The following is a 25,951-nucleotide window of genomic DNA, read 5'->3' as shown; positions in this document are numbered from 1 at the left end:
GGTCGCGACAGGCTCAATTCAATCTTAAGCCATCGGCTATGAACGTCAACTTTGTTGCACCTCAATTGGAAATGCCCCTATTACTGGCCTTCTGGAGGTTGCCACAGTTCTACCTTATTGCCCTCAGGGTCCATGACCCAGCCAAACTTGCCGAACTCTGATTCATCAGTTTTCTCCAAAACCTCACATCCTTCAGCACGGAGTGTAATCAAGAGTCCATGAAGATCGGACACACGGTAATTGACCATGAACGACGCGGTGCTTGGAGCGAAGTTCTTGCCATCCCCGATGAGCCAAGCGGTTTTCCCCGCAACTGGATGGCCTGAACCGTCCACCCAACGGAATGCCGTGCCACCCCATGCCTGAACGTCAATGCCAAGGTGCGTTTTGTACCAAGCCCGCAACATCGCAGGATCCTTTGCCTTAAGAAAGATGCCGCCGATGCCTGTAACTCTGCTCATCGCTTTTTGTTCTATGTGGTTGTCTGAAGCGTTGCTTGAGTCCGGTGTGATGGTTTGGGCGCGAGCTAGTGTCGCCAAGATGGAAAACACCATTGCACCCGCAAATCGTGTGTAACTCATGTGAACTCCCCCCATAGAGACAATGAAACTACATGATGACGCCCAATTTTTATACGGACTCTCGCTTTCACCCACTTCCGGGTGAGGTTTCGCTCTTCACGTATTTCTTAAGCGTTGCCAAACCATCGCGATGCGGCCTGTGCAACTTCCTCCTGGTTAGAAGCAGCCTCACCGGCCCAAGCGACGATGCCGTCGGGCCGCACCAGCACGGCGCTCAGGCCAAGCCTATCCTTGGCATCACTTGCAACATACACGATCCGACCATTCCAGCGGCCTGCCAGTGCTTGAAGCGGTGTACCAGCGTCAAGGTCCAGTAAGAGGCCTTTCCCGTTTCTGAGGCGATCGCCGAGCTTCGTCCCGTCGGCCAGCTCGAAGTCGGGAGCACTGCGGCCGACCAGCGGGTGACTGCCGCCAAGATCGTAGCGGAGAGACAGGCCCCAGACACGCTCGGCGAAGTAGGTCGCGCCGTCACGTGTCTCGATGAGATCACGGATGATGGCTTCGAGCGCGCGCGAACTCCGGCTTGGTCGCATGAGTGCGACCTGGGCGCGCGACCAGTCAAGTATCTGCGATCCCACCGGATGCCGTTCGGAGAAATAGCTGTCGAGCAAACTGTCCGGCGCATCGCCACGGATAGTAGCTGCAAGCTTCCATCCGAGATTCATCGCGTCGCCAAGCCCAAGGTTCAGCCCTTGGCCGCCCAGAGGGGAATGGATGTGCGCGGCGTCGCCGGCGAGCAGTACCCTTCCGTTGCGATAAGCCGTCGCGTGATAGGTGCGATCCGTCCAGGTGGTCGCAAGCTTGAGAGCCGTTACGGTGACATCGGTGCCGGAAATATGCCGCAACACCGACTGCACATGCTCTGACGTGATCGGCTGGGTTCGGTGGAAAGCGCCTCCGTCAAAATCGACCATCGCGATGGTGCCGGGTTTTTGGTAGGTATACATGCCCGTAGGCGTGTAGTGGCGGCCCGGGACGAGCTTATCCGCATCAGCCATCTCGACTTCAACGGAATAGCCGGTGAACTCGGGTTCGGTGCCGACGAATTCAAAGCCGCCAGCCTTGCGCGCGGTGCTGCGGCCCCCATCGCATCCAACGAGCCAACGTCCACGAAAGGTCTCGCTACCGGCGCGAATGGTCACATCTTCATCCGACTGGTCGAATCCTTCCATGCCAAGGCCGCGCCTGATCTCGACCCCCATCGCGCTTGCGCGAGCGGCCAGGACGGATTCGATGTGCTCCATGTCGGTTGCCATGCTGGTGCCGGCCGGACTTTGCAGGCGATACGGCCACTTCGAGGTGTCGACATTGTCATGGTAGAACTGGATGCCGGCGAAATGGCCGCCCGGCCGGCGCGGCTGTTGCATCCAATGCGGAGTCGAAGCGCTGCTGTGGCCGGATTGATTTGTCGTGCGTTGCGGCGCCGCGATATCGTCCAGCAACCCGCGACGGTAGAAGGCTTCGATGGTGGGAAAAGAAAGGCCGCGCATCCCGAACGGGAGCCGCTTCAAGGGCGAATGTGGATCTTCGGCTTGCTCCAGCACCAACACCGAGAGATCAGCGAGGCGCAGCTCACAGGCGAGAAACAAGCCAACGGGGCCTGCACCGGCAATGACAACGTCATAAATAAACAAATCGCGCATGAATTACTCCTTTGTGGTCGTTCGACCGGAGCGGTTCGTCGTTTTGAGAACCACACGGACGAACAAGAGACGCTTGGACAGCGTCCGATGTTCGTCGAGGGGACTCATGCACGAGGCAGGGACAGAGCTTCCGTTTCCGGAAGGACTTGGGCTTACCAAACCAAGTCGGCCTTTTCCGACATGCGTAATATAGCGTCTGGGAGATCAGCCTGCAACAGAATTACCTGCTAAAAATCCGTTTTCCCAAAACGCGCAACGCCCTTGTTCATGCCCGGCGGATCAAGCGGAGCAAGATCGAGTTCGATCGGCTCTCCTATCCATTGCGCCAGGCTGGTGTGGTCGGCGACATCGTCATCGGTGAGTGGATGCACCAGCGCCGTCAACCCCGACGACTCAAGAACGGGAACAATGACGTCAAGCTTTTCTTTCATAAAATGAATTTCGAACTGCGGAATCGGATGCGGCCCAACGCTGTGATCGCGCAACTGGCCGACAAACAGAATCGGCGCAACGCCTGCCGTTTCTTTTAATTCGCCAAGGCGAAGATGCAAGGCTTCGGCGACAGCGCGCTGTGCGAGCGTGTAGTAGATATGTGCATGGTAAGGAGCGGCTTTATCGTTCATGTTGTTCGCGCTTTTCAGGTTGTGGGCGGATGGCGGCAGCAGTCTTTGGCTGGCAGCCTATTTTACCGATAGCGGCAGCGATGCGGTTGAAACCGCGGCTTCAGCGGCGTCCGGAACATCCGGGCGGGGCAAAGCTTCCTTCGCCCTCCCCGCTCCACTCTCAGCCCGGGCCTCAAAACCGGATGACGGTTTTACCTGCGCCATGCCCGGTTTTATTCTGCTCGATTGCCGCTGCCGCCTGGGCCACCGGTACCACGTCTGCCATCAGGACCTGCAGTTTTCCTTGCGCCACTTGCGCGGCAAACCCGGCCAGCTGGCGGGCATCCGGACGCATCGCGAACCAGGTGCCTTGCTTCCCGACAGGGACGGTTGCGACGATTTCCGGCGCCGCCGTGCTGACGATGCGGCCTTTGGCGGACAACACATCCCACGAATGCTGCAAGGTGGCGCCGCCAACCAGATCAAGCACCAGGTCGATATCGGCGGCACGTTCCCGGAAAGAACTCTCTTGATAGTCGATCACTTCGTCGGCGCCGAGACTGCGCAACAGATCCGCATTGACACCGCGCGCCGTCGCCACTACGCGGGCCCCGGCCTGGCGGGCGAACTGCACGGCAAAGCTGCCGACTGCGCCTGCTGCTCCATGGATTAGCACGGTCTCGCCTTTTTGCAGGTTGCCCGTCTCGAACAGCGACTGCCAGGCGGTCAGCGCAGCCACCGGCATTGCCGCCGCCCGGACGTCGTCCAGCCCGGCCGGGACAGGCGCGATTTTGTCCGCCGCCACCACTACATAATCGGCATAGGCACCTAAACCGCCGAGCGCCGCCATGACCCGCTCGCCAACTGCGAATCCGTTCACGCCGGGTCCTGTCTCAACGATTTCACCGGCGAGCTCCAGTCCCAGCGTTGCAGGCAGCGGCAGCGGAAAGGCATCGCGCACCAGACCGTCGCGTATTTTCCAATCCAGGCCGTTGATGCCGGCGGCGCGCACCCGCACCACTACCTCACCCTCGCCAGCCACCGGGATCGCCAGTGTATCGAGCTGCAAAGCTTCCACGCCGCCATAAGCGTGAATCCGCAGGGCGCGTGTCATCGCAGGTTCCTCGTGCACCGGGTAGTCGATATAACCAGCCGCGCCGGGGGCATAGAACAGCGCAGGATTCGGCTGGTTCAATGCGGTGCCAGAGACGAAGCGCTGCGGCAGATCAGGGTTGGCGAGGAAGGCGCTGCCGAATACGGCGGCGTCGGCCTGGCCGCTGGCGATGCGTTGTTCCGCCTTTTCCTTGGACAGGCCGCCGCCCAGCAGGTAGACGCCTTTGAATAAAGGACGCAGCAGGCTGTGGTAATCGTAGGCGGCTTTGGAGGTAGCCACGTGCAGGTAGGCCAGCTTCATGCCCGACAATTGTTCAACCAGATAGCTGTAGGTTTGCACCGGTTGCTCGTCCTTCAGGTCGTTGAAACCCATCTCCGGGCAAATCTTGATGCCGACGCGGTCGCTGCCGATGGCGGCGCTCATCGCCTCCAGCGTTTCCAGAATGAAGGTCGCGCGTTTGGCGAGCGAGCCGCCGAAACGGTCGCTGCGATGATTGGTGCCGGAGGACAGGAACTGTTCAGGCAGGTAGCCGGATGCGGCATGCAGTTCGACGCCGTCGAATCCCGCCTCGATCGCCAGCCGCGCCGCATTGGCGTATTCCTCGATGACGGCTGCGACTTCTTCGGTGCCTAGCGTGCGCGGCTCGACGAAATCCATCAGTCCGGTCGCGGTGAACGACTGGCCCGCAGGCTTGATCGCCGATGGCGCCACCGGCAATGCGCCGCCCGGCAGCATCGATGGATGCGAGATGCGGCCGCTGTGCATCAGCTGCAAGAAAATCAAGCCACCGGCGGCATGCACCTCATCGACGATTTTCTTCCAGGCAGCGCCCTGCTCGGCGCTGCCGATACCGGGGGTGCGCACATAGCCTTTGCCCATCGGCGACGGGAAGACGCCTTCGGTAATGATCAGCCCGGCGCCGGCGCGCTGGCCGTAATAGGTGACGGCGAGTGGCGACGGCACGCCGCTGGCATCATCGGCGCGGGAACGTGTCATTGGCGCCATGACGAGGCGATTGCGCAGGGTGTTGCGGCCGATCCGGAGACTTGAAAATAAGGTAGACATGGTGTGCTCTCATAAAAGGTTGGTGACGGCTTCATCATCGACCGTTTCTTCAATGAGATAAATAGCTTAAAATGAATTAACTGATCCACTGATGGAGCAATCACATGGAATTACTTGCCAACATGGAATTGTTTGTGGCGGTGGCCAAGGCCAAGGGCTTTCGACGAGCCGCAGAGATACTGGAGATGCCGAATTCGACGCTATCGCGCCGCATCGCCGACCTCGAGCGGCTGGTCGGCGTGCGCCTGTTTCACCGCACCACGCGCAAAGTCGAACTCACCGAGGCGGGGCAAGCGTATTTCAGGCGCTGCGAGGGCATCGTCGCCGAAGCGCATATCGCCCACGAAGCCTTGCTGGAACGGGCCGAGCAGCCTAGCGGCGTGTTGCGCGTCTCGATGCCGGTCGATCTTGCGATTTACTATCTGGCGCCGGCGCTCAAGGAGTTCGGCGAGCGCTATCCACTGATCGATTTTGAACTCGACCTGACGCCACGCCGCATCGACCTGGTCGCCGATGGCTTTGATTGCGCCATCCGGATGGGCGAGCCGGTATCGATGCCGGCCTCGCTGATCGCCAAACCGATCGGCCTGCTGCCGCGCCACCTGTGCGCCTCGGCCACCTATCTCGCCGGCGCGCCGCCGCTGCGCCATCCGCGCGACCTTGCCGAACACCAGTGCCTGCTGATCCAGGCCCCGCTGCGGCAGCAAGCCCAGTGGACCTTGATCTCGGAAACAGAGACGATCACCGTCGCGGCCAAGGGACGCTACGCGATGAACAATGTGGGACTGTCGAGAATGATGGCCATTCTGGGCATGGGCGTAGCGGTCTCTGCCGGGCGCGAGACGCCGGAAGATATCGCCGCCGGTCTGCAGTGCGTGCTGCCCGGTTGGCGCTTCGCGCCGATTCCCGTATACGCCGTCATCGAGTCGCGGCTGATACCGTCACGCGTGCGGCTGTTTATCAATCACATCAACGAAAGCCTGGCGGCGCATGCCTAGGATGGATCGACGCCAGGTTCACTCCCTCCGAGCTACCAGACAAACGGGACAAAGCGGTAGCGTACTTTCAGCTTGTATTCAACATAGCCGTCCAGTTCATTGACCAGCATCTTTTCCTCTCCAAGCGTACGCAGCGCGAGCAGGAAAACAAGAACCGGACTCGTGGCCAGCCCCCAGAAAGAGCCCAGCAAAAGCGGCGTTCCGATAAATAACAAAGTCGCCCCCAGGTACATCGGGTGCCGGACGAATCCGTAGACGCCGGTCGAGATGACTTTTTGCTTGCGCTCGCTCTGCACCCGTATCAGCCCGGACGCAAACGTGTTGTCGGAGAAAGTGCGGAATATGAAAAACAAAGCGCCCGCCAAGAGCAATGCGCCAAGCACTTCGAGGGATGCCGGAAAGCCTGCCGTCCACATGTACCGCTTGGCATCCAGAGGAATGAGGATACTCCACGCGGCATATAGCAAGCCGAACATGTACACCAGATAGGTGGCGTCTTTCTTCTGGCCGGCATTGTTCATGGGTTTTAACCGCTCCCTCAGAAGATCCTGATCTTTGACATAAAGATAAATGGTCGCGCTCCAGCACAAGACGATGAACCATACGCCCCAGATCCAACCCTGGATCCAAAGCCAGTCGCCCGCGATAAACAGCATCACCGCCGGGATCACGAAAGGAAAACCAAGCGACCAGAGCATTTGCAAGGCGGTTATTTTTTTGGGATCAGTTGTCATGATGAGTGCCGCCACGGACGGAATATTTTGCTTGATCACCTCAATATACTCTGGAAAATCGTCACTTATGTGCCGCCAGCTATCCCCCTATAGCACCTCGACGCCGGCGGCCGCCACCTGGCCGTCTTGCGTCGATTGCATGCCGGAGACGCCGATGGCGCCGATCACCTTACCGTCCTGCAGCAGCGGCAAACCACCTTCCAGCGGACACGCCCCGGCAGTCGCCAGCAGCCGCAAGCCGAGACCGCCGGCCATCAGCGCCTCCTCGAAAACCTTGGTCGGACGCTTGAACCTGACCGCGCTCTCGGCCTTGGCCTGGGCCACCTGGATGCTGCCGGTCTGCGCCTGATCCATCTTGTGCAGCAACACCAGGTTGGCGCCGCTGTCCATCACCGCGATTACCATCGGCCAGCCTTTAGCAAGCGCCGCGGCTTCTGCCGCAGTTGCCACGCGTCTTGCGCTGTCCAGGGAAATAGGAGGGCCGTAAGGAAGAACTGCTGGAATAGGGTTCATGCCTGACTCGCTCGAGAAGTGATGGTGTGGCAGACGATAAGGCCATGTAAAATGTGCGTCAATTGCCTATAAATCGACATTCACTGTGCAAAAATCAACAGATAGCCAAAGCCCGGCCATGCCGCAAGCGCTAGCCTGGGACGATATCCGCTTCTACCTGGCTGTGGCGCGCGAAGGCAGCCTGTCTGGCGCCGCCCGCTTGCTGGACGTCGAGCATTCGACCGTGGCCCGCCGCGTCGCCGCGCTGGAGGGACGCATCGGCGTGCGCCTGTTCGACCGCTTGCCGCGTAGCTGGGCGCTGACCGCCGAGGGTGAAGCCTTGCTGATTGCCGCCAAGCGCATCGAGAATGAAGCGTTGGCCTTCAGCCGCGGCGCAGCGGCGACATCGACGGAGCATGGCACGGTGCGCGTGTCTGCACCACCGGCATTCGCCAGTCATTTCCTGATGCCGCACCTGGCAGCATGCAGCACGCGCTGGCCCGGCATCACGCTCGATCTGGTGAGCGAAGTACGCACCGCCAACCTGCATCGGCGCGAGGCTGATTTGTCGCTGCGCTTCATGCGTCCAACCGAACCGGGGCTGGCCGCACGCAAATTGGGCGAACTGAATTTCCGCCTGTACGCCGCACCTGCCTGGCTGGATATACCGGAGGCCGACTGGCGCTTCCTTGGTTATGGCGAACCGCTGGATCAGGTGCCTCACCAGCAGTGGCTGAGCGGCTTTGCCGGCGCGCGGCCGTTTGTCCTGCGCAGCAATGATCTCAATGCTTTGCGCCAGGCTTGTGGCGCAGGTCTGGGGTTGGCGATGTTGCCGGCGTTCCTGGCGCACGGCGACAATACGCTGGTCGAGATCCCCGCTACCGGTTTGCCGCTGGCGCGCGAGATATGGAGCGTGGTCCATCCCGATGTCCGTCATTCGCCACGCGTTCGTTTAATCGCCGGCCTAGTGGCCGAACTGATCCATCTCCATGCGGCGGCCCTAACCTAAAGCTGTGTGTTCCCAAGTAATGATAGGCCTGCTTCAGTCGGCCGACGCTTCCTTCAAGACGCGATAATTCGCCTGCCGCGTAAGCTGCCAAACGCATGCCGGACAGCGAAATCCGAGCCGGAAATTTGCGCGACACACGAAGAAAAGCCGATTTGAATATGCAAAATCGTGCGGCGCTGCGCGCCAGGCCCCGTTTTCTCTATGAAAGAGCGGATAAACCAATGCAAGCGGGCAGGCCTATCCGGGAAACGCCGGATTTAAGCAAGTCTTAAGCAAAGCCAAGTAGAATTACTCGAATTGAACGCTTGTCACCCATGCCAGTCGAATTGCATAGGACAGGCGCCAAGTCTGCGGACAGCCGTTTTTGCGCTCGAAGGCAAAAACAGCGCTGTTTTCGCTCCAATCTGCACGAACATCGAACTGAAGGTTATATGCGCCTAAAAAATAGTCTGCTTTGTATCTTGTTGGCAATGTCCACCGCAGCCCATGCGCTGGATTCAGGACCGCCGCCGGCCCTGGCGCCGTTGCAACAGCAAGCGCAGGCAGCCCACCTGAGCGCACAGTTCCTGACTCGCTTCCACTACAAGCCGGTGAAGCTGGATGACGTACTGGCGGGGAAAGTCGTCAATCGCTATATCAAGTCGCTGGATCCGGAAAAATTCTTTTTCATACAGGCCGACATCGACCAGTTCTCTGCGCAAAGCAGCAAGCTGGACGACGCCATCTATAAAGAAGACCTGAGCCTCCCTTTCGATATTTTCAACCTGTATGAGCAGCGCATCGTCGAACGCCTGACCTATGCGCGCGAACTGCTCAAGCAGGGCTTCGACTTCAGCCAGAAGGAAGACTTCGCCTATGTGCGCGACAAAGAGCCTTGGCCGAAAACCGAAGCAGAGAGCCGCGACCTGTGGCGCAAGCGCGTCAAGAACGACTGGCTGCGTCTGAAACTGGCCGGCAAGAAGGACCCGGCGATCCGCGATACGCTCGGCAAGCGCTACGAGAATTCGCTGACGCGTGCCTACAAGTACAAAAGCGATGACGTATTCCAGATCTTCATGAACGCCTATGCGACGTCGATCGAACCGCATACCGACTACCTGGGAACCACCGCCGCCGCCGATTTCGATATCTCCATGAAGCTGTCGCTGGTCGGCATCGGCGCTGTGCTGCAGGAACGGGATGAATACACCACCATCCGCGAACTGGTGGCAGGCGGGCCTGCGCAACTGTCCGGAAAAATAGCCGTTGGCGACCGCATCGTCGGCGTGGCGCAAGGCGACAAGAGCCCCCTGACGGAAGTGGTCGGCATGCGCATCGACGACGTCGTCAAGCTGATCCGCGGCGCCAAGGATTCGGTGGTGCGGCTGGACATCTTGCCGGCCGATGCCGGTCCGGATGGCAAGCATAAGCTGATCAGCCTGGTGCGCAACAAGATCAGTCTGGAACAGCAGGCCGCCAAGAAAACCATCATCACCACCAAGAACGGCGACGTCACGCGCAAGGTCGGCGTGATCACCCTACCCGCTTTCTATGAAGATTTCGATGCCCGCGGCAAGGGCGACAAGAACTACCGCAGCGCCAGCCGCGATGTGGCGGCCTTGCTGAACGAGCTGAAGAAGGAAAAAGTCGACAGTGTGCTGGTCGATCTGCGCAACAACGGCGGCGGCTCGCTGACTGAAGCGGTCGACCTGACCGGCCTGTTTGTCGGCAAGGGCCCGATCGTCCAGCAACGCAACGCCCGCGGCGACGTCGCCGTTGAAGGCGACGACCGCACTGCGCCGGTCTGGAGCGGCCCGCTGGGGGTCCTGATCAATCGCGGTTCGGCATCGGCATCGGAGATTTTTGCGGCGGCGATCCAGGATTATGGCCGCGGCGTGATCATCGGCGAAGGCAGTTTCGGCAAAGGCACCGTACAAACCATGGTCAACCTGGACCAGCTGGCGCACAACGACAAGCCGAAGTTCGGCGAATTGAAGATGACCATCGCCCAGTTCTTCCGCATCAACGGCGGCACCACGCAGCTGCGCGGTGTGACGCCGGATGTCGCTTTGCCAGGCTTCTCGGATACCGAGAATTTCGGCGAGTCCAGCTACGACAACGCACTGCCGTGGTCGCAAGTCAAGCCGGCCGAATACGTGCAGCGCGGCGATGTGAAAGACATGGTTCCGGTGCTCCAGAGCAGGCATGAAGCGCGGGTGGAAAAAGACAAGGATTTCCAACGTTTCGTGGAAGATGTCACCGAGCTCAACACGCAGCGCAAGAAACGCTCTATCTCGCTCAATGAAGCCGATCGGCGGATTGAGATGGCGCAGCAGGAAGCCCGTCTGAAGGCGCGCAAGGCCAGCGACACCAAGGATCCGCTCGATGCCGATGCCGATGTCCAGGACGACGGCCTGCAAGCGAATGAACGCAGCCTCAGCGCCGACCTGGCAGCGGAAAAGAAGCTGAAGAGCGCAAAGGACGTGCTGCTGAATGAAGCTGCAAACATTCTTGGCGACGAGTCGGAGCTGATGAAGAGCAACCCCAAGTTCGCGGCGCAGCTGCCGGCCGCGACAGAGAAATAAGCTAGGAAATAGTTGGAGTAGCAATCAATAAAATGACAACGGGCCGCGCAGGCCCGTTGTCATTTCCACCGCAGCTTCCCAATAGAAGAAGTTAACTTCTTCTGCTGAAATCACCTGCATCCGAAGCCTCGAAAGACACAGTCCTTCTCTGGATCGCATTCAATATCGCCAAGCCATATACAGCGGCCTCAAGCCGCAGATCCCTGGCGCGCGCTATCTCCTGGTACAAGTTTTCAATCTCGGCAATGGCGCGCTGATTGCGCGGTTCGCTGTCGAAGACGGACTGGCCTTGCTGTAGCAGCCGGTTATCCTCAAGCCATTCATGCACCACGGTTTCGGCCAAAGCGGCCGTCAAGACATTCCGGGAGAAGGCACGGGCCTGCTCATTGCCACTGGCGGCGGCGTCGCCGAAAGCGCTGATCGACCGCAGCTCGACGACCAGCACCCGCAATGCCGGATTGAACAGGCGCAGGGCTTCGATACGCTGGACCAGGTGTTCGCGCCGTTTGGCGTCGCCGCTGTGCAAGCCGACGGGAATCAGCAGCACATCGGTCGCGACCAGCGCCGAATCGGCATTCCAGGAATCGCTGCCATCGGTATCGACAATGATGTCCTGGAAGTGGCTGCGATAATAAGAGGCCGGGTTTTCCAGTTCCGGCGTCAAGCCTTCCATGCCGCGCACAGCCAGCTTGATCCTGGCGTCGGCGGCGTCGCGCCGTTCACCCCAGTGCCGGGAATACTTCAGGGATGTGGCGTCGACCAGCATCACCTTGCGATGCTGCAGCGCGCAGAATGTCGCCAGGTTGGCGGCCAGGATCGAGCGCTTGGTGCTGTCGTCTTCGCTGAAAATCGTGATGATCATACGTCCTCCTCCTATACGTGAATTGGCGTCAATGATGCAGCGCGTGATTGCGAGCGCCATGCGGCATGCCCATCGACCCGGCATAGATATCTCTGACGAAACCAGTGTAGATGGCGGCGTATAAAGATGTCGTAAAAATTGATGCCGGACGTATAAACGGCGGCTAAAAATCGGCCGACACCAAGTTCTACCGGCTCAACCTGTAGCGCCTCAAGCCAGCCGCTCCACCAGGAAATCGACAAAGGTGCGCAACTTGGCGGTCGGCCGCGAATCGCGGGTACGGACCAGGTGGACCGGCCGCCCCGGCAAACTCCAGTCCGGCAAAAGCCGCGCCAGCTGCCCCGATGCAATGGCGGCATCCAGCAGCACATCCGCCTGCACCACCACGCCGATGCCGCTCAACGCCGCAGTCAGCAAAGCCTGGCCGTTATTACTGATGAAAGATCCTCGCACCGGTACTTGCACTACCTCCTCGCCTTGCGTGAAGCGCCAGGCATGCTCTTTACCCCATGACATGAAGCCGAGACAATTGTGCTTTTCCAGCTCGGCCGGGTGTTGCGGCTTGCCGTGACGCTGCAGGTAGGCCGGGCTGGCTACCGCATACATGCGCGATGAGCGCAGCGGCCGGGCGATCAGGTTGGCGCCGTCCACCACGCCAGAACGCAGCGCCACTTCAAAACCCTCTTCCACCATATCCACCACACGGTCGTTCAGGACCAGTTCCACCTGTACTTCCGGATACAAGGCCATGTACTCGCCGATCAAAGGCACCAGCCGGTGCGCGCCGTAGGTGACCGGCGACGTCATGCGCAGCTTGCCGCGCGGGACGGCGCGCAAGGCTTCGGCGACGTAGTCGGCGGCCTGGACGCTGTTCAGCACGTCGCGGCAGCGTTCGACATAGACGCTGCCGATTTCGGTCAAGCTGTGGCGGCGCGTGGTGCGGTCCAGCAGGCGCGCGCCGAGATGCGTTTCCAGGGCCCGCACATGGTTGGCGACCATGGTGGTCGACAGCGAAAACTCTTCCGCCACCGCGGCGAAACTGCCTTTTTCCACCACACGAACGAATACAGCCATGCTGGTTAATCGGTCCATTCGGAAGCCTGAGTGTCGAGTGATTAAAGTATTGTCCAGTTTATCAAATTACATGCGGGAGTGAGAATGGTCTCGTCTAGCCACGATATAGAGAAAAGAATGAAGCCAAATAGCCTTTTGCGCGGCGCCGTATTATCCGCCACTTTATTGACCGCCTTGTTTTGCAGCCAACAGCCAGCCTTGGCCGCAGACGCCACAGCTGCATTGCCGACACTGACCTTGCCGGCAGACTGGTATCCAGAAAGCCTGGCTACCGGACCGGACGGCTCGTTTTATGTTGGTAGCTGGCGTCAGGGCGCGGTAGCCCGCGTGCGGCCGGATGGAAGCGCGCCGGAGATACTGGTCAAACCCGGTTCCAACGGCCTGGCGAACGGCCAGGGCGTGCTGGTCGACGCCGCGCATAAACTGCTGTGGATCTGTTCCGGCAACTGGGGCTACACCAGCGTACCCTCCACGCCCAGCGCCCTGAAAAGCTATGACCTCGCCAGCGGCGCACCGCGCGCCAGCTACCCGATGCCGGACAAAGGTTATTGCAACGACCTGGTGCAGGATAGCCAAGGCACGCTGTATGTCACCGATTCTTTCCATCCGCGCGTCTTGCGCCTGTTGCCCGGCGCAGCGGCGTTGAACATCTGGAAGGAAGCCCCGAGCATGGGAGCAGGAAACGACGGCCTCTTCCTGAATGGCATCGCACTCGACGGCGACCACAAGCTGTATGTAAGCCTGGTCACTGCCGTGCCGTATGTACTGCGGGTCGATATCAATGAAAACGGCACGGCCGGTGCTGTCACCCGCATCGATGTGCCGCGGCTGTTGAAGAATGCCGACGCCATCCGTATCTATGCGCCGGACCGCATGGCGATCTTCGAAAGTAATGCCTTCGGCAAGACCGGCCCTTACGGCGGCCAGGTCAGCATCGCCAGGATAAACGGCAATAGCGCAACGCTGGAAACCATCGTCAACGGCCTTAACGATCCGTCATCCGGGGTGATCGTGGGTAACCGGGTGTACTTCATCGAATCTAAATATTCGCTGCTGTTCCCGCACAAGGAGCATCCGGAAGACGTACCGCTGAACGTACCGTTCGACCTGCAATCGCGTGAGTTGCCGAAATAATCCGGCAGCCAGGGCGCAAGCGGTATTTATCTCTTTTTCCGAGACAGGTTCTTCCGGGATCTCTCCAGACTGCCCTCATAATCCGCCACCTGCTCTTTCAGCCATGCCAGCAGGAGCAGCAGCTTTGGCGACTGATGCGTCCGCACCGGCCAGACCAGGAAATAGCGGGACGGGTGCGCGGGTTCAATCTCTGTGAGCCTGACCAGTTGCCGGCTTTCGATCATGGCATGGGCAATCGAACGCCGGGTAAGCGCGATGCGATAACCCAGCCTGGCGGCTTCCAGCATCATGCTGGAATCGGTAAACTCCAGCGCTGCGCGCGGACGGATGTGTTCGCAGCCGGCCGCTGACAGCCAGACCGGCCAGCTCTCGCTTGCATGCAACAAGGGTAGTTGCATCACGTCTTCAGGTTTTAGCGGAAGGTCGCCGCCGTTGAATGTCGGTGCGGCGACCACCAGCAGCGTGTCGTCCATCAGCGGTTCGCTATGGACATCAGGCCACTGGCCGTGGCCGAAGCGGATTGCACAATCAAGCAAGTCATGTTCAAAATCGGCGAGCGTCATCGTCGCCGACAGGCTTACCCGCAAGTCCGGATAGGTCTCGATGAAATTCTGCAGGCGCGGCAACAGCCAGTACATGCCATAGGATGGCAATACTGAAATCGTGAGTTGGCGGTCTCTCGGTTTGTGCTGGATTTTTTCCGTGGCGCCGGCGATTTCACCCAAGGCCTGCCTGACCTGATAGGCATAGATGCGCCCTTCTTCGGTCAGCGTCAGCGAGCGTCCCTCGCGCGTCACCAGCGGCGCGCCGATGTAATCCTCAAGCGCTTTCACCTGATGGCTGACAGCACTGTGCGTGACATGCAACTCCTCCGCCGCATCGACGATTTTCCCTAGTCTTGCCAGCGCTTCAAAGGCGCGCAATGCCGGTAGTGGTGGCAGTTTCACCGTGAATTTCTTTCGCAAAAAATGTGAAAAAGATGCGCTATACATTCACCGGAGCGAATTTCATAATGCATCGTCTGCCTGAAAACCCCAGGTCCGGGCGCTTCGTTCACTATTTGGAAATGAGAATACCCAATGATACTCAATGAAATTCAAAGCATGCTGAAAGATTATTTTGACGTGCTACAAACCCAGGACCTGGATAAATTCGATCAGGTATTCCATCCCGGCAGCGTGCTGTACTCGGCGCAGGACGGCGCCGTGACCGTCCGTCCTTTCAAGGAATACCGCAGCATAGTGCAAGGGCGCGAAGCACCGCAAGCGGGCGGCTTTCCGCGTCTGGATGAAATACTGATGGTGGATATCATGTCGCCGGAAATGGCGATGGTCAAAGTACGCTTGCGGCTATTTGACAACATCATGGCCGACTATCTCAACCTGCTCAAAGTCGACGGCAGATGGACCATTGTCGCCAAGCTGTTTCACCGCATAGGAGCCGCATAAGCACCCGCAGCATGATTACACGGCGCGGCAAGCCACCTGGCATGCCGCGCACGTGATTATGACAATGCCGCCTTGACCGCGTCGGCGCTGCGCAATCCCAGCGCCACCGCGGTCAGCGTCGAATTCACCGTGGCCGAGGTGGGCATGATGCCGGTGCCGGCGATGAACAGGTTATCGTGGTCGTGGCTGCGGCCATGGCTGTCCACCACCGAATCCGACGGATTGTCGCCCATGCTGAGGGTGCCGGTGATGTGCTGGTTGTTGCTGTACTTGCCTTCTTCGCTGTAACGCAGATTGGTGCCGCCCATCAGCTTGGCGATCTTGCCGTATTCGATGCTGGCCAGGGCCATGCCGCGATGGATATAGTCGTCCATCTCATAGTGGACTTGCGGCGTGGGAATACCTAACGCGTCCTTGCGCGAACTCAACACCACACGGTTCTGCGGCAGCGGCAACTGCTCCATCACGTTTTTCAGGCTGACCTGGCGCGCTGCCCGATGCCGCAGTTGCTGTTCCAGTTCTGCGCCATACACGCCTTTGGCGATCAGGTCCTGCGTCACCGCCAGCACCTGCGAAGCATCGCTGATATCGATGCGGAACGCCGCATGCTCGCTGCGGAAGGCGCCATCGCGCAAGTGGTTGATGGAAGCCGGGCTCATCGGTCCGCGTCCCGGCCAGTTGGCTTCGTCGGTTTCAAAGGTCAGCTTGTTGCTCGGGTGGTCCATCAAATGCCGGCCTACGGTGCCGGAGCTGTTGGCCAGTCCCTGCGGATATTTATCGCTGGCGGACAGCAGCAACAGTTTCGGGCTCTCGATGCCATTGGCCGCAAGCACGAACACCGTGCCGCTGACGCGCGTGGATTTCTTGTCCGGATCGTAGTAATGCACTGCGGCGATGCGTCCTTTGTCGTCGTGCTCGATGCGATACACGACGGCGTTGGCGATCAGCTTGGCGCCGTCGGCTTCCGCCGCATCGACAGCATTGCCACCATGATACTGGGCGCCGATGGGGCAGATCGGCATGCAGTTATTGTTACCCATGCAGGGCGGCCGGCCGTCGTAGACCTGGCTGTTGCGCGCCACTGTGTTTTCGATCACGTCGTAGCCGGCCGGCGCCAAGCGCTCGCGGAAACGGCGCTGGGCCCAGGACTCTTGCACCGGCGGCATCGGAAACGGCGCGCTGCGCGGCGAACCGTTCTTGAGCGAACCGGAAACGCCGAGCTTGGTTTCCGCCTCCAGGTAGAACGGCTCCAGTTCGTCATACGAGAGCGGCCAGTCGCGGCCGACGCCGTATAGCGTTTTCATGCGGAAATCGTTGGGCAGCAGGCGCCAGGCTTGCGCCGCCCAATGCCAGGTGGTGCCGCCTACCATGCGGATATATTCAGCCGGATAAGGATAAGGGCCGGCCTGCACCAGATAGCCATTGTCGTTCGGTTTGTACAAGGGATGCGGCGCCCATGGCGAAAACGGATAGGGCGACATGAAGTCGTCCTTGCGCGGCGAGTTGCGGAAGTTGGCGACGATGGTGGCGCGGTCGGATCTCGGTCCGGCTTCCAGTATCAGCACCGAGACGCCTTGCTTGGCCAGTTTCTGCGCAATCAATCCACCGACAATGCCGGAACCGATGACCACGACGTCGGCTGATAACTTGTCACTCATGATTTCTTCCCTGCTGTTTGAACCGGTTGCGCTCCCCATGAACCATAGACGCCGTAAGCATAGCTTGGCGGCCGCAGCTGATCGCTGACAGCGAGGTTCATCAAAGCCTCTTCATAATCGATGCATTTTGCCTGCGCGCCACTGCCGACCACGCCAACATACCAGCCCTGCAGGATGTTGCGCGGCAGAGCGGCGAAAACGGCTTGCTCGCTATCCAGCGCCGCTTGCAGGCTGGACGCATTCAATTTGCGTTCGGCGATGAACTTCTGCAAAGCCAGCATTTGTCCGGAAAACGCCGGATCGCCGGCTGCCAGCGCTTGATATACGCGCTCAGCCTGCGCCGGCGGCAATTTGGCATATCCGGTGAGGATCAGGGACACCTTCAGAAATGCCTCCTTGGCCGGCGTTTTGGCAGCCGCCGCTTGCGCCAGCAAAGGCGCCCCCAGCATCCAGGTGCACAAGGCGGCAGCGCTGCCGCCCATGAAAAAGCGCCGCTGCATGCGCACAGGCGGCTGGCTGCGGGTGATCTTGTCTAGCGGGGTCATCATTTTTGCGTCTCCCTTGTCACAGGTGTTTTTATTGAAGATCGATGATCTCGACCCAGTTCGGGTTCTTGCCCATTTCGTATTGATGCAGCAAGCGCAGTTCGCCGCTTTTCTGGTCGATCGCGTAGCTGCTCATGTGATTGGATTTTTGTCCGGCCGCCAGCAGATAGCGTCCGCTGGGATCGATGTTGAAACCGCGCGGCTGGGTCTCGGTCGGAAAGCTGCCGACCAGGGTCAGCGCGCCGCTGTCAGTATCTACCGCAAAGCCGCTGAGCGTACTGGAAGTGCGTTCCGAGGCATACAGGAAACGGCCGTCCGGCGTCAGGTGCAGATCTGCCGGCGCCAGGGCATCGCCCTTGAAACCCTTCGGCAACAGCGAAACGGTAGACAACAGTTTCATGGTGCCGGCAACGGCATCGTAAGCATAGGTATTCAACGTCCCATCCAGTTCGTTGGTGCCGTAGACGAAGCGCGCGCGGCGGTCGAACACAAAATGACGCGGCCCGGCACCGCTCTTGGTCTCGACATACGGCGGATCGTTGGGCGTCACCTGGCCGCTGCTTGCATCGAACTTGTATTGCAGGATGATGTCGCCGCCAAGATTGCTGGCGAACAGATGGGTATTTGCCGGATCGGTGGCTATCGCGTGGGCTTTTTCGCGGGTAGCGATCACTGTCTGCGCCGGCGCTTCAACCTCACCATCCTTACCGATACGGTTGATGGAAATCCTGTTGCCGGTGTAGGAGGCAGCCAGCAGAAATTTCCCTGTCTTGTCGGTCGCCAGGTTGGCCATGTTGTCGGCCAGCGGCACGGTAGACAACAAGTCTAGTTTTCCGCTTGTCTGATTGATGGCGAAGCTGCTGACCGAATAGGGAACCGAGCGCAAGGAAGCATACAAGACATGGCGGTCCGGGCTGACTGCCAGCGGCATCACGGTGCCGCCGGTTGGCACCTGTTCCACCATCGTCGCACTGCCGTCCGGCTTCAGCTCCATGACATAGATGTCGCGGCTGTCGGCGTTCGACACGTACACCATGGTTTTTGCCAAACTTGCCGACGCCAGCAGCAGGGAACCTGCCAGGAAAACATATTGTGCTTTTTTCATCTGCATGCCGTCTCCTCTTGTTTTTATTAAAGCCCAGCCAAATCCGTTGCTTCCATTCGCGTCAGGTAATCGGCGCAGGATTGAACAGCGTCAACGCGTTATGCAATTTGTGGTGTTCCGCCCAGGTCTGCTTGCGGCCGCTGGCGACGTCCAGCATCAGGTTGAACAATTCCCAGCCGACGTCTTCGATGCTGGCTTCGCCGCTGGCGATGCGGCCGGCGTTGACATCCATCAGGTCATGCCAGCGGCGCGCCAGGTCGTTGCGTGTCGCCACTTTGATCACCGGCACCGCTGCCAGGCCGTAGGGCGTGCCGCGACCGGTAGTGAAGATGTGCAGGTTCATGCCGGCGGCCAATTGCAAGGTGCCGCAGACGAAATCGCTGGCCGGGGTGGCGGCGTATATCAGACCCTTTTGCCTGACCTTGTCGCCCGGAGAGAGCACGCCTGAAATCACGCTGCTGCCAGACTTGACGATCGAACCCATGGCTTTTTCCACGATATTCGCCAGCCCGCCCTTTTTATTACCAGGCGTGGTGTTGGCGCTGCGATCGACGCCGCCGCGTGTCAGGTAGTCGTCGTACCAGGCCATTTCGCGGATCATGGCGGCGGCCACTTCCGGATTGGCAGCGCGCGCAGTGAGCTGGTCGATGCCGTCGCGTACTTCCGTGGTTTCGGAAAACATCACGGTGGCGCCGGCGCGCACCAGCAGATCGGTGGCGTAACCCACCGCCGGATTGGCGGTCACGCCGGAGAACGCATCGCTGCCGCCGCACTGGACGCCGACTGTCAGTTCGGAAGCAGGACAAGTTTCGCGACGACGCTGGTTCAATTCGCCCAGCTGTTCCTCAGCGGTCGCCATGATAGAGTTGATCATGGATTCAAACCCGACATGTTCCGCATCTTGCAGGCAGACCACACGCAAACCGTCTTTCTTGCCACCGGTATTCTGGATCGGAATCGCGCCTTGCGGAAACAGCCGGCCCGGCTGCAATTTTTCGCAACCGAGGCTGACCACCATCGCCTGGCCGCCAAAATTCGGATTCATGCTGATGTTGCGCAGGGTGCGGATCGGGATCTCGGCGCCCGGTGCATCGATCGCCACGCCACAACCATAAGTGTGCTCCAGGCCGATGACGTCATCGACATGCGGATACTTCGGCAGCAGCTCGGCCTTGATGCGCTTGACCGCGTGTTCCACCACGCCGGACACGCATTGCACCGTGGTGCTGATCGCCAGGATATTGCGCGTGCCGACGGTGCCATCGGCATTGCGATAGCCTTCGAATGTATAGCCATCCAGCGCTGCAGCCGCTGCGGGAACTCGCGTCGCTATCGGCAGGTTGGTCAGCTCGCGCGCCGGCGGCATGCGTACCAGCGATTCTTCGATCCAGCTGCCCTGCGGAATTGCGCGCAAGGCATAGCCGATAGCCACGCCGTAACGAATGATGGCCGCGCTTTCGGCCAGATCGCGCAGCGCCACCTTGTGACCTTGCGGGACCTTGTCGCGCAACACCAGGCCGCAGGGAAATATCGCGCCTGCCGCCAGCCCGCCATCATTCACCACGATGGCGACGTTATCCTCTTCCTGCATTTTTATGTACAAGGGCTTGCCGTTGGCCGACACTTCTGCTGCAGTGTTCATCTCGATTCCACTCCGGATAATTTCTCGTACGGTTGTCCTGCATCGTCCAGCGGCTTGAGCACCACGCGCTTGATATCTTTCACGATCACCAGATAGCTGATCACGGCCACCAGCGCATTGGCGCCGACATACACCAGCGCCCATTCAAAGTTGCCGGTTTCCTTGATGATGTAGCCGATCACGATCGGTGCGGTAATCCCGGAGAGATTGCCGAACATGTTGAACAGACTGCCGGTCAGACCGATGATCTCTTTTGGCGAAGTATCCGCCACCACCGCCCAGCCCAGCGCACCGACGCCCTTGCCGAAAAACGCCAGCGCCATGATGCCGACCACCATCCATTGGGTATCGACATAGTTACACAAGACCATCGTAGTCGACAGCAGCAGACCGGCGACAATCGGTATCTTGCGGGCCCAGGTTAACGAGACGCCACGCTTGATCAGGCGGTCCGAAATCAGGCCGCCCAGCACGCCGCCGAGAAAGCCGCACACCGCCGGCAACGAGGCGACGAAGCCGGCTTTCAGGATCGACATGCCGCGTTCTTGCACCAGATAGATCGGGAACCAGGTAATGAAGAAATAGGTAATCGTATTGATGCAATACTGGCCGATATAAACGCCGGCCAGCATGCGGTTGCTCATCAGTTGCTTGAGATAGGCGAGTTTTACGCCGCGGTTGACCTTCGGAGCGCTACCATCGGCGCCGCCGCTCAAACCCTGGTCCATCTCGACCAGCCCGCCGCCGTCGCGGATATGCGCCAGCTCGGCGCTGCTCAGGCGCGGATGGTCTTTCGGGCTATAGATCACGCGCAGCCAGATCACGCTGATGACCAGCCCTACCCCGCCCATGACGACAAACGTGTAAGACCAGCCGTAGGCATGTGTAATCCACGCCATCAACGGCGCAAACAGGACCGTGGCAAAGTATTGCGCCGAATTGAAAATGGCCGACGCCGTGCCGCGCTCGCTGGTCGGAAACCAGGCGGCGACGATGCGGCCGTTGGCGGGAAACGATGGCGCTTCCGCCAGGCCGACCATGAAGCGCAGCAGGAACAGCGCCGGCACCGCCCACAGCGCGCCAAGAAAATGCACACCGCCCTGCAACAGCGTAAACAAGGACCAGACGAAAATGCTGATCGCATAAATTTTCTTGGAACCGTAGCGGTCCAGCAGCCAGCCGCCGGGCAATTGACCCAGCACATAAGCCCAGCTGAAAGCCGAGAAGATGAACCCCATGGTGACCGCATCGAAGCCCATTTCGCTCTTCATTGCGGTACCGGCAATGGAAAGGATGGCGCGATCAGCGTAATTGAAAGTGGTCACCGCGAACAGCATGAACAAAATCATGTAGCGCACGTTGCCGCGCCGGCCTTGCAACTGCGCCGGGGCGCCTGTTTTCTCGATATTCAACTACGTCTCCTGTGTGTACCAGTGACGACGCTTGACCTGCTGCGCCTGTTTTTATTGTTTTAATTACCCAAAGGGCTAGACTGTTATCAGTCATCCTACAACTTGATCCGTAGTATAATCAGCGCTAATTAAATTAGCAACTAGATTTACCTATCCTGCGGCCCCTACCCATGAATACACCGCTCAATCCTCAGTCCGCTCCGAGCGCCCCGCGCAAGAAGCATCGCAACCTGGCCCAGAGCGTAGTCGCCAGCATTGCCGACAGCATTCGCGACGGCAGCAGCAAACCCGGCGACAAGTTGCCGACCGAGTCGGAATTGATGCGCACCCAGGGCGTCAGCCGCACGGTCATCCGCGAAGCGATTTCACACCTGCAAGCCTCCGGACTGGTAGAGACCCGACACGGCATCGGCACCTTCGTGCTGGCGGCCAGCGGCGCCAGCAATTTTGACATCGATCCGGAAACCGTGATCACCATGCGCGATATCCTGGCGATCCTGGAATTGCGCATCAGCCTGGAAGCCGAAGCCGCGGGGCTGGCGGCGGCGCGCCGCAATGACGAGCAACTGAAGCAGATGCGGCTGGCGCTGGATGCCTTCCAGAAGAGCGCGCACGAGCATGGCGACTCGGTCGCGGCCGACGTGCAGTTCCATCTGCATATTGCGCAGGCCACCGGCAACCGCTATTTCGTCGACATCCTGAGCCACCTCGGCACCACCATCATTCCGCGCACCCGCATCAATTCGGCGCGGCTGGCGCATGACGATCCGGCGACCTACCTCGACCGCGTGCACCGCGAGCATGAGGATATCTACAATGCGATCGTGCGCCAGGATTCGGAAACCGCCCGCGCCGCCATGCGCACCCACCTGAGCAACAGCCGCGAGCGTTTGCGCAAGGTGCAGGACAGCATGGCGCTGATGTCGTAATTCCGTCCATCGTTGTCGCCGCCCACTGGCGACATATCCTTGCTGCCCGGCGCCATGCCGCCGGTGCAGCGCAAGCATCACCCGCCTCCGCTTTCCCCTCCCCGCAACCTTTAATATTTCCATTTCTTGACTAAAACAACAACAATCCGGGCTTGCACGCCGCAAATCTTTGTTGTACGATGACTGATAACTTAAGTCGAAACGCCAAACAGCTCATGCCACCAACGAGCTGCGGCGTTCCGTTATCAACCGCAGCACTACCCACTACGAGACCATGAATCCTCAAGAACTCAAGCAAATACTTTCCTCCGGCCTGCTGTCTTTCCCGATTACCGACTTTGATGCGCAGGGCGATTTCCGTCCGGGCACTTACGCCGAGCGGCTGGAATGGCTGGCGCCCTACGGTGCGAGTGCCTTGTTTGTGGCAGGCGGCACCGGCGAATTCTTTTCGCTGACCACCGCCGAGTATTCCAACGTGGTGCGGGTGGCGGTTGAAACCTGCCGTGGCAAAGTCCCGATCCTGGCCGGCGCCGGCGGCCCGACCCGCACCGCGATCGCTTTCGCGCAAGAAGCCGAACGCCTCGGCACGCAAGGCATCCTGCTGATGCCGCACTACCTCACCGAAGCCTCGCAAGACGGTTTGCTGGCGCACGTGGAAGCGGTATGTAAATCGGTCAAGTTCGGCGTCGTCGTCTACAACCGCGGCATCTGCCGTCTGAACGCCGATTCGGTGGAAACCCTGGCCGCGCGCTGCCCCAACCTGATCGGTTTTAAAGACGGCATCGGCGACATCGAGCTGATGGTCTCGATCCGCCGCCGCCTCGGCGACCGCCTGACGTATTTGGGCGGCTTGCCAACCGCAGAACTGTTCGCCGCGCCATACAAGGCGCTCGGCGTACCCGTCTATTCCTCGGCCGTCTTCAATTTCCTGCCGAAGCTGGCAATCGACTTCTACACCGCCATCAAGAACGACGACCACGCCACCACCGGCCGCCTGCTGGACAATTTCTTCCTGCCCTACCTGGACATCCGCAACAAGAAAGCCGGCTACGCAGTCAGCATAGTCAAAGCCGGCGCAACCATCGTCGGCCACGACGGCGGCCCGGTGCGTACACCGTTGATCGACTTGAATGCTGACGAACGCGAGCAACTGAAAGCGTTGATCCTGGCGCAAGGTCCGCAGTAATTATCAAGCAAGCAGCGCCCTTTCGCAAAAATGCAGGGTTGCTGCTTTTGACGTTGAAGTTGCTTTTGAATTTGCCGTTGTTTTTGAAGTACCCCGCATTGAGAACTTGCCAAAAGAGACGCGTGGCAGTCGGGAATTATGGGACACATGTTTGAGCGCAGCGAGTTTGTGTCCCATCCGGCTGCCACGTACCTCTTTTGGGGACCTGACCGTAGGGAAGGCAAGGGCTTTGCGGTCGCCTTTTCTTTGCTTACTTTCTTTTGGCCGAGCCGCGCAGGCAAGCAAAAGAAAGTAAGTAGCTGCCGGGCTACCCCCGGCTTGTATACACGGAGTAGCACCCGTCTCAAGTAACGACGACCGAACATCGAATACCAACGCATGTACTCCGTAGTCAGTTAAAAGGGGTCAGAGTAATTTACGACGATGAAACTGTCGTAAAAAAACTCTGACCCCATTTAACTGCTTCGCTTCCAATTTGCAGAAAATACCAAGGACAGATAAATGAATATCACCGGCGAAATGCTCATCGGCCAATCCGCAGTAAAGGGCAGCGAAGGCACACTCCGCGCCATCAACCCCGCCACCAACGAAAAAATCGGCCCCGACTTCGGCGCCGGCAGCACAGCCGACGTCGACCGTGCCTGCACCCTGGCCCAACAAGCCTTCGACACCTACCGCGAAACAACCCCAGACCAACGCGCCCAATTCCTGGAAGACATCGCCACCGGCATCCTGGCCCTCGGCACCGCGCTAATCGAACGCGCCACCCAGGAATCCGGCCTGCCAACCGCCCGCATCGAAGGCGAACGCGCCCGCACGGTAGGCCAGCTACGCCTGTTCGCCAAAGTCATCCGCGACGGCCACCATCTCGGCGCCACCCTCGATTCAGCGCTCCCGGAACGCACCCCACCCCGCTCCGACCTGCGCCTGCGCAAGATCGCCCTCGGCCCGGTAGCCGTCTTCGGCGCCAGCAATTTTCCGTTAGCGTTCTCAGTCGCCGGCGGCGACACCGCAGCGGCGCTAGCCGCCGGCTGCCCGGTAGTAGTCAAAGCCCACAGCGCGCATCCCGGCACTTCGGAACTGGTAGGCCGCGTCATCCAGCAAGCAGTCGCCGCCTGCAAACTGCCCGAAGGCGTGTTCTCCCTCATCATCGGCAACGGCAATGTCGTCGGCCAGGCGCTGGTCAGCCATCCCGCCATCAAGGCGGTCGGCTTCACCGGTTCACGCCAGGGCGGCCTGGCTCTGATGCGCGCCGCCGCCCAACGCCGCGAACCGATTCCGGTCTACGCCGAAATGAGCAGCATCAACCCGATGTTCCTGCTGCCAAATGCGCTGGCCGCACGCGCAGCCCAGATCGGCAGCGCCTTCGTCGATTCGCTGACCATGGGCGTCGGCCAGTTCTGCACCAATCCCGGCCTGGTGATCGGCCTGGCCGGCGAACACCTGGCGCAGTTCCAGGAAGCCGCAACCAACGCATTGAAAGCCAAGGCCGCCGGCACCATGCTGACCCCGGGCATCCATAGCGCCTATGTCAGCGGCATCGAACGCATGGGCGCCATTGCCGGCGTCGACAGCGTAGGACAAGGACTTGCCCCGACCGGTCCATGCACCGCGCAGGCAGCACTGTTTGCCACCGATGCCGCCACCTTCCTGGAGAGCGAACAATTGGAAGAGGAAATCTTCGGCCCGAGCTCGCTCATTGTGGTTTGCAAAAATGAAGAGGAAATGTGCGCGGTAGCCGAACATCTGGCGGGGCAATTGACTGCGACGCTGCAACTCGATGCAGCCGACCATGCGCTGGCCAAGAAACTGCTGCCGACGCTGGAACGCAAGGCCGGTCGCATCCTGGTGAACGGCTATCCGACAGGTGTTGAAGTGTCGTATGCGATGGTGCATGGCGGCCCGTTCCCGGCGACGTCGGACAGCCGCAGCACCTCGGTCGGCGCCAGCGCCATCGACCGCTTTCTGCGGCCGGTGTGCTATCAGGATCTGCCGGCGGACTTGCTGCCGGCGGCACTGCAAGACGGCAATCCGTTGGGCTTGTCGCGTCTGGTGGATGGCGCTCTGCTGACGCCGTAAGACAAACATGGCAATCGGGATGTGAATCCACCGGCTGCCATGCTGGTTCTCGAAGTGACGGCGCTGAGCCGACGA

22 protein-coding genes are annotated in these 25,951 nt (G+C 59.9%); 8 read left to right on the top strand and 14 right to left on the bottom strand.

Going from position 1 to position 25,951, the window contains the following annotated elements:
• Nucleotides 1–80 precede the first annotated feature (80 nt).
• The 4 genes from ABI171_RS06970 to ABI171_RS06955 form a co-directional block, all read right to left on the bottom strand.
• Nucleotides 81–581, bottom strand: coding sequence for a VOC family protein (locus ABI171_RS06970; RefSeq protein ID WP_348091859.1), 501 nt, complete (start codon nt 579–581; stop codon nt 81–83).
• Between the two features lie 107 nt (nt 582–688).
• Nucleotides 689–2,224 carry an FAD-dependent monooxygenase gene (locus ABI171_RS06965; RefSeq protein ID WP_348091858.1) on the bottom strand — a complete coding sequence of 512 codons (1,536 nt, stop codon included), beginning with the start codon at nt 2,222–2,224 and terminating at the stop codon, nt 689–691.
• 227 nt (nt 2,225–2,451) lie between these two features.
• Nucleotides 2,452–2,847, bottom strand: a complete 396-nt coding sequence (locus ABI171_RS06960) for a DOPA 4,5-dioxygenase family protein (RefSeq protein WP_348091857.1) — start codon at nt 2,845–2,847, stop codon at nt 2,452–2,454.
• A gap of 172 nt (nt 2,848–3,019) precedes the next feature.
• Complete coding sequence (locus ABI171_RS06955) at nt 3,020–5,005, bottom strand: zinc-binding dehydrogenase (protein ID WP_348091856.1); 1,986 nt, start codon at nt 5,003–5,005, stop codon at nt 3,020–3,022.
• A 104-nt stretch (nt 5,006–5,109) separates the two neighbouring features.
• On the opposite strand from ABI171_RS06955, the gene ABI171_RS06950 reads away from it, so the two are divergent.
• Nucleotides 5,110–6,003 (top strand): LysR substrate-binding domain-containing protein, encoded by an 894-nt coding sequence (locus ABI171_RS06950; RefSeq protein ID WP_348091855.1) that lies wholly within the window; start codon nt 5,110–5,112, stop codon nt 6,001–6,003.
• A 32-nt stretch (nt 6,004–6,035) separates the two neighbouring features.
• Here ABI171_RS06950 and ABI171_RS06945 read toward each other — a convergent pair whose 3' ends face one another.
• Together ABI171_RS06945 and ABI171_RS06940 are read right to left on the bottom strand one after the other, a co-directional pair.
• Nucleotides 6,036–6,776 (bottom strand): isoprenylcysteine carboxylmethyltransferase family protein, encoded by a 741-nt coding sequence (locus tag ABI171_RS06945; protein ID WP_348091854.1) that lies wholly within the window; start codon nt 6,774–6,776, stop codon nt 6,036–6,038.
• Nucleotides 6,777–6,824: 48 nt separating this feature from the next.
• Nucleotides 6,825–7,250, bottom strand: coding sequence for a heme-binding protein (locus tag ABI171_RS06940; protein WP_348091853.1), 426 nt, complete (start codon nt 7,248–7,250; stop codon nt 6,825–6,827).
• Between the two features lie 118 nt (nt 7,251–7,368).
• On the opposite strand from ABI171_RS06940, the gene ABI171_RS06935 reads away from it, so the two are divergent.
• Both ABI171_RS06935 and ABI171_RS06930 read left to right on the top strand, forming a co-directional pair.
• The gene (locus ABI171_RS06935) at nt 7,369–8,238 is read left to right on the top strand and encodes a LysR family transcriptional regulator (protein ID WP_348091862.1); all 870 of its coding nucleotides are present in this window, start codon (nt 7,369–7,371) and stop codon (nt 8,236–8,238) included.
• Nucleotides 8,239–8,708: 470 nt separating this feature from the next.
• Nucleotides 8,709–10,802, top strand: coding sequence for a carboxy terminal-processing peptidase (locus ABI171_RS06930; protein WP_348091852.1), 2,094 nt, complete (start codon nt 8,709–8,711; stop codon nt 10,800–10,802).
• Nucleotides 10,803–10,893: 91 nt separating this feature from the next.
• Here ABI171_RS06930 and ABI171_RS06925 read toward each other — a convergent pair whose 3' ends face one another.
• Nucleotides 10,894–11,664 carry a hypothetical protein gene (locus tag ABI171_RS06925; protein WP_348091851.1) on the bottom strand — a complete coding sequence of 257 codons (771 nt, stop codon included), beginning with the start codon at nt 11,662–11,664 and terminating at the stop codon, nt 10,894–10,896.
• 210 nt (nt 11,665–11,874) lie between these two features.
• Complete coding sequence (locus ABI171_RS06920; protein ID WP_348091850.1) at nt 11,875–12,756, bottom strand: LysR family transcriptional regulator; 882 nt, start codon at nt 12,754–12,756, stop codon at nt 11,875–11,877.
• A gap of 99 nt (nt 12,757–12,855) precedes the next feature.
• Between ABI171_RS06920 and ABI171_RS06915 the strand changes: the two genes are divergently transcribed.
• Nucleotides 12,856–13,872: a hypothetical protein gene (locus tag ABI171_RS06915; protein WP_348091849.1), complete on the top strand. Its 1,017-nt coding sequence runs from the start codon at nt 12,856–12,858 to the stop codon at nt 13,870–13,872.
• A gap of 26 nt (nt 13,873–13,898) precedes the next feature.
• Here the strand turns inward: ABI171_RS06915 and gcvA are convergent, their stop codons facing one another.
• Nucleotides 13,899–14,819 (bottom strand): transcriptional regulator GcvA, encoded by a 921-nt coding sequence (gcvA, locus tag ABI171_RS06910; protein WP_348091848.1) that lies wholly within the window; start codon nt 14,817–14,819, stop codon nt 13,899–13,901.
• Between the two features lie 132 nt (nt 14,820–14,951).
• On the opposite strand from gcvA, the gene ABI171_RS06905 reads away from it, so the two are divergent.
• Entirely contained in the window at nt 14,952–15,320 is a 369-nt protein-coding gene (locus ABI171_RS06905; protein ID WP_348091847.1) for a nuclear transport factor 2 family protein, read from the top strand.
• A gap of 56 nt (nt 15,321–15,376) precedes the next feature.
• Here the strand turns inward: ABI171_RS06905 and ABI171_RS06900 are convergent, their stop codons facing one another.
• The 5 genes from ABI171_RS06900 to ABI171_RS06880 form a co-directional block, all read right to left on the bottom strand.
• Nucleotides 15,377–16,978 carry a GMC family oxidoreductase gene (locus ABI171_RS06900; protein WP_348091846.1) on the bottom strand — a complete coding sequence of 534 codons (1,602 nt, stop codon included), beginning with the start codon at nt 16,976–16,978 and terminating at the stop codon, nt 15,377–15,379.
• Nucleotides 16,975–17,526, bottom strand: a complete 552-nt coding sequence (locus ABI171_RS06895; protein ID WP_348091845.1) for a sugar dehydrogenase complex small subunit — start codon at nt 17,524–17,526, stop codon at nt 16,975–16,977. Before ABI171_RS06895 ends, ABI171_RS06900 begins: the two co-directional genes overlap by 4 nt.
• Nucleotides 17,527–17,554: 28 nt before the next feature.
• Nucleotides 17,555–18,628: a beta-propeller fold lactonase family protein gene (locus ABI171_RS06890; protein ID WP_348091844.1), complete on the bottom strand. Its 1,074-nt coding sequence runs from the start codon at nt 18,626–18,628 to the stop codon at nt 17,555–17,557.
• A gap of 61 nt (nt 18,629–18,689) precedes the next feature.
• On the bottom strand, nt 18,690–20,270 hold the full coding sequence (garD, locus tag ABI171_RS06885; RefSeq protein WP_348091843.1) for a galactarate dehydratase: 1,581 nt from the start codon (nt 20,268–20,270) through the stop codon (nt 18,690–18,692).
• Nucleotides 20,267–21,619, bottom strand: coding sequence for an MFS transporter (locus ABI171_RS06880; protein WP_348091861.1), 1,353 nt, complete (start codon nt 21,617–21,619; stop codon nt 20,267–20,269). Before ABI171_RS06880 ends, garD begins: the two co-directional genes overlap by 4 nt.
• Nucleotides 21,620–21,852: 233 nt before the next feature.
• On the opposite strand from ABI171_RS06880, the gene ABI171_RS06875 reads away from it, so the two are divergent.
• The 3 genes from ABI171_RS06875 to ABI171_RS06865 all read left to right on the top strand — a co-directional run bounded on the left by ABI171_RS06875 (nt 21,853) and on the right by ABI171_RS06865 (nt 25,876).
• The gene (locus ABI171_RS06875) at nt 21,853–22,611 is read left to right on the top strand and encodes a FadR/GntR family transcriptional regulator (protein WP_348091842.1); all 759 of its coding nucleotides are present in this window, start codon (nt 21,853–21,855) and stop codon (nt 22,609–22,611) included.
• A gap of 274 nt (nt 22,612–22,885) precedes the next feature.
• A complete protein-coding gene (kdgD, locus tag ABI171_RS06870) occupies nt 22,886–23,797 on the top strand; it encodes a 5-dehydro-4-deoxyglucarate dehydratase (protein WP_348091841.1) in 912 nt (303 codons plus the stop codon).
• A 501-nt stretch (nt 23,798–24,298) separates the two neighbouring features.
• The gene (locus ABI171_RS06865; protein WP_348091840.1) at nt 24,299–25,876 is read left to right on the top strand and encodes an aldehyde dehydrogenase (NADP(+)); all 1,578 of its coding nucleotides are present in this window, start codon (nt 24,299–24,301) and stop codon (nt 25,874–25,876) included.
• Nucleotides 25,877–25,951: the final 75 nt, after the last annotated feature.

Source organism: Collimonas sp., assembly GCF_039923675.1.
GTDB lineage: Bacteria > Pseudomonadota > Gammaproteobacteria > Burkholderiales > Burkholderiaceae_D > Collimonas.
The sequence above is the reverse complement of the archived record's forward strand: the minus strand, read 5'-3'. Positions and strand labels throughout refer to the sequence as shown.

Coding starts and splice junctions, on each gene's coding strand:
- ABI171_RS06925 (WP_348091851.1), bottom strand. CDS start 11,664: ATGATCATCACGATTTTCAGCGAAGACGACAGCACCAAGCGCTCGATC.
- ABI171_RS06895 (WP_348091845.1), bottom strand. CDS start 17,526: ATGATGACCCCGCTAGACAAGATCACCCGCAGCCAGCCGCCTGTGCGC.
- ABI171_RS06865 (WP_348091840.1), top strand. CDS start 24,299: ATGAATATCACCGGCGAAATGCTCATCGGCCAATCCGCAGTAAAGGGC.
- kdgD (WP_348091841.1), top strand. CDS start 22,886: ATGAATCCTCAAGAACTCAAGCAAATACTTTCCTCCGGCCTGCTGTCT.
- ABI171_RS06875 (WP_348091842.1), top strand. CDS start 21,853: ATGAATACACCGCTCAATCCTCAGTCCGCTCCGAGCGCCCCGCGCAAG.
- ABI171_RS06960 (WP_348091857.1), bottom strand. CDS start 2,847: ATGAACGATAAAGCCGCTCCTTACCATGCACATATCTACTACACGCTC.
- ABI171_RS06890 (WP_348091844.1), bottom strand. CDS start 18,628: ATGAAAAAAGCACAATATGTTTTCCTGGCAGGTTCCCTGCTGCTGGCG.
- ABI171_RS06915 (WP_348091849.1), top strand. CDS start 12,856: ATGAAGCCAAATAGCCTTTTGCGCGGCGCCGTATTATCCGCCACTTTA.
- ABI171_RS06950 (WP_348091855.1), top strand. CDS start 5,110: ATGGAATTACTTGCCAACATGGAATTGTTTGTGGCGGTGGCCAAGGCC.
- ABI171_RS06930 (WP_348091852.1), top strand. CDS start 8,709: ATGTCCACCGCAGCCCATGCGCTGGATTCAGGACCGCCGCCGGCCCTG.
- ABI171_RS06880 (WP_348091861.1), bottom strand. CDS start 21,619: ATGATTTTGTTCATGCTGTTCGCGGTGACCACTTTCAATTACGCTGAT.
- ABI171_RS06970 (WP_348091859.1), bottom strand. CDS start 581: ATGAGTTACACACGATTTGCGGGTGCAATGGTGTTTTCCATCTTGGCG.
- ABI171_RS06965 (WP_348091858.1), bottom strand. CDS start 2,224: ATGCGCGATTTGTTTATTTATGACGTTGTCATTGCCGGTGCAGGCCCC.
- ABI171_RS06905 (WP_348091847.1), top strand. CDS start 14,952: ATGATACTCAATGAAATTCAAAGCATGCTGAAAGATTATTTTGACGTG.
- ABI171_RS06935 (WP_348091862.1), top strand. CDS start 7,369: ATGCCGCAAGCGCTAGCCTGGGACGATATCCGCTTCTACCTGGCTGTG.
- ABI171_RS06900 (WP_348091846.1), bottom strand. CDS start 16,978: ATGAGTGACAAGTTATCAGCCGACGTCGTGGTCATCGGTTCCGGCATT.
- ABI171_RS06920 (WP_348091850.1), bottom strand. CDS start 12,756: ATGGACCGATTAACCAGCATGGCTGTATTCGTTCGTGTGGTGGAAAAA.
- ABI171_RS06940 (WP_348091853.1), bottom strand. CDS start 7,250: ATGAACCCTATTCCAGCAGTTCTTCCTTACGGCCCTCCTATTTCCCTG.
- ABI171_RS06955 (WP_348091856.1), bottom strand. CDS start 5,005: ATGTCTACCTTATTTTCAAGTCTCCGGATCGGCCGCAACACCCTGCGC.
- garD (WP_348091843.1), bottom strand. CDS start 20,270: ATGAACACTGCAGCAGAAGTGTCGGCCAACGGCAAGCCCTTGTACATA.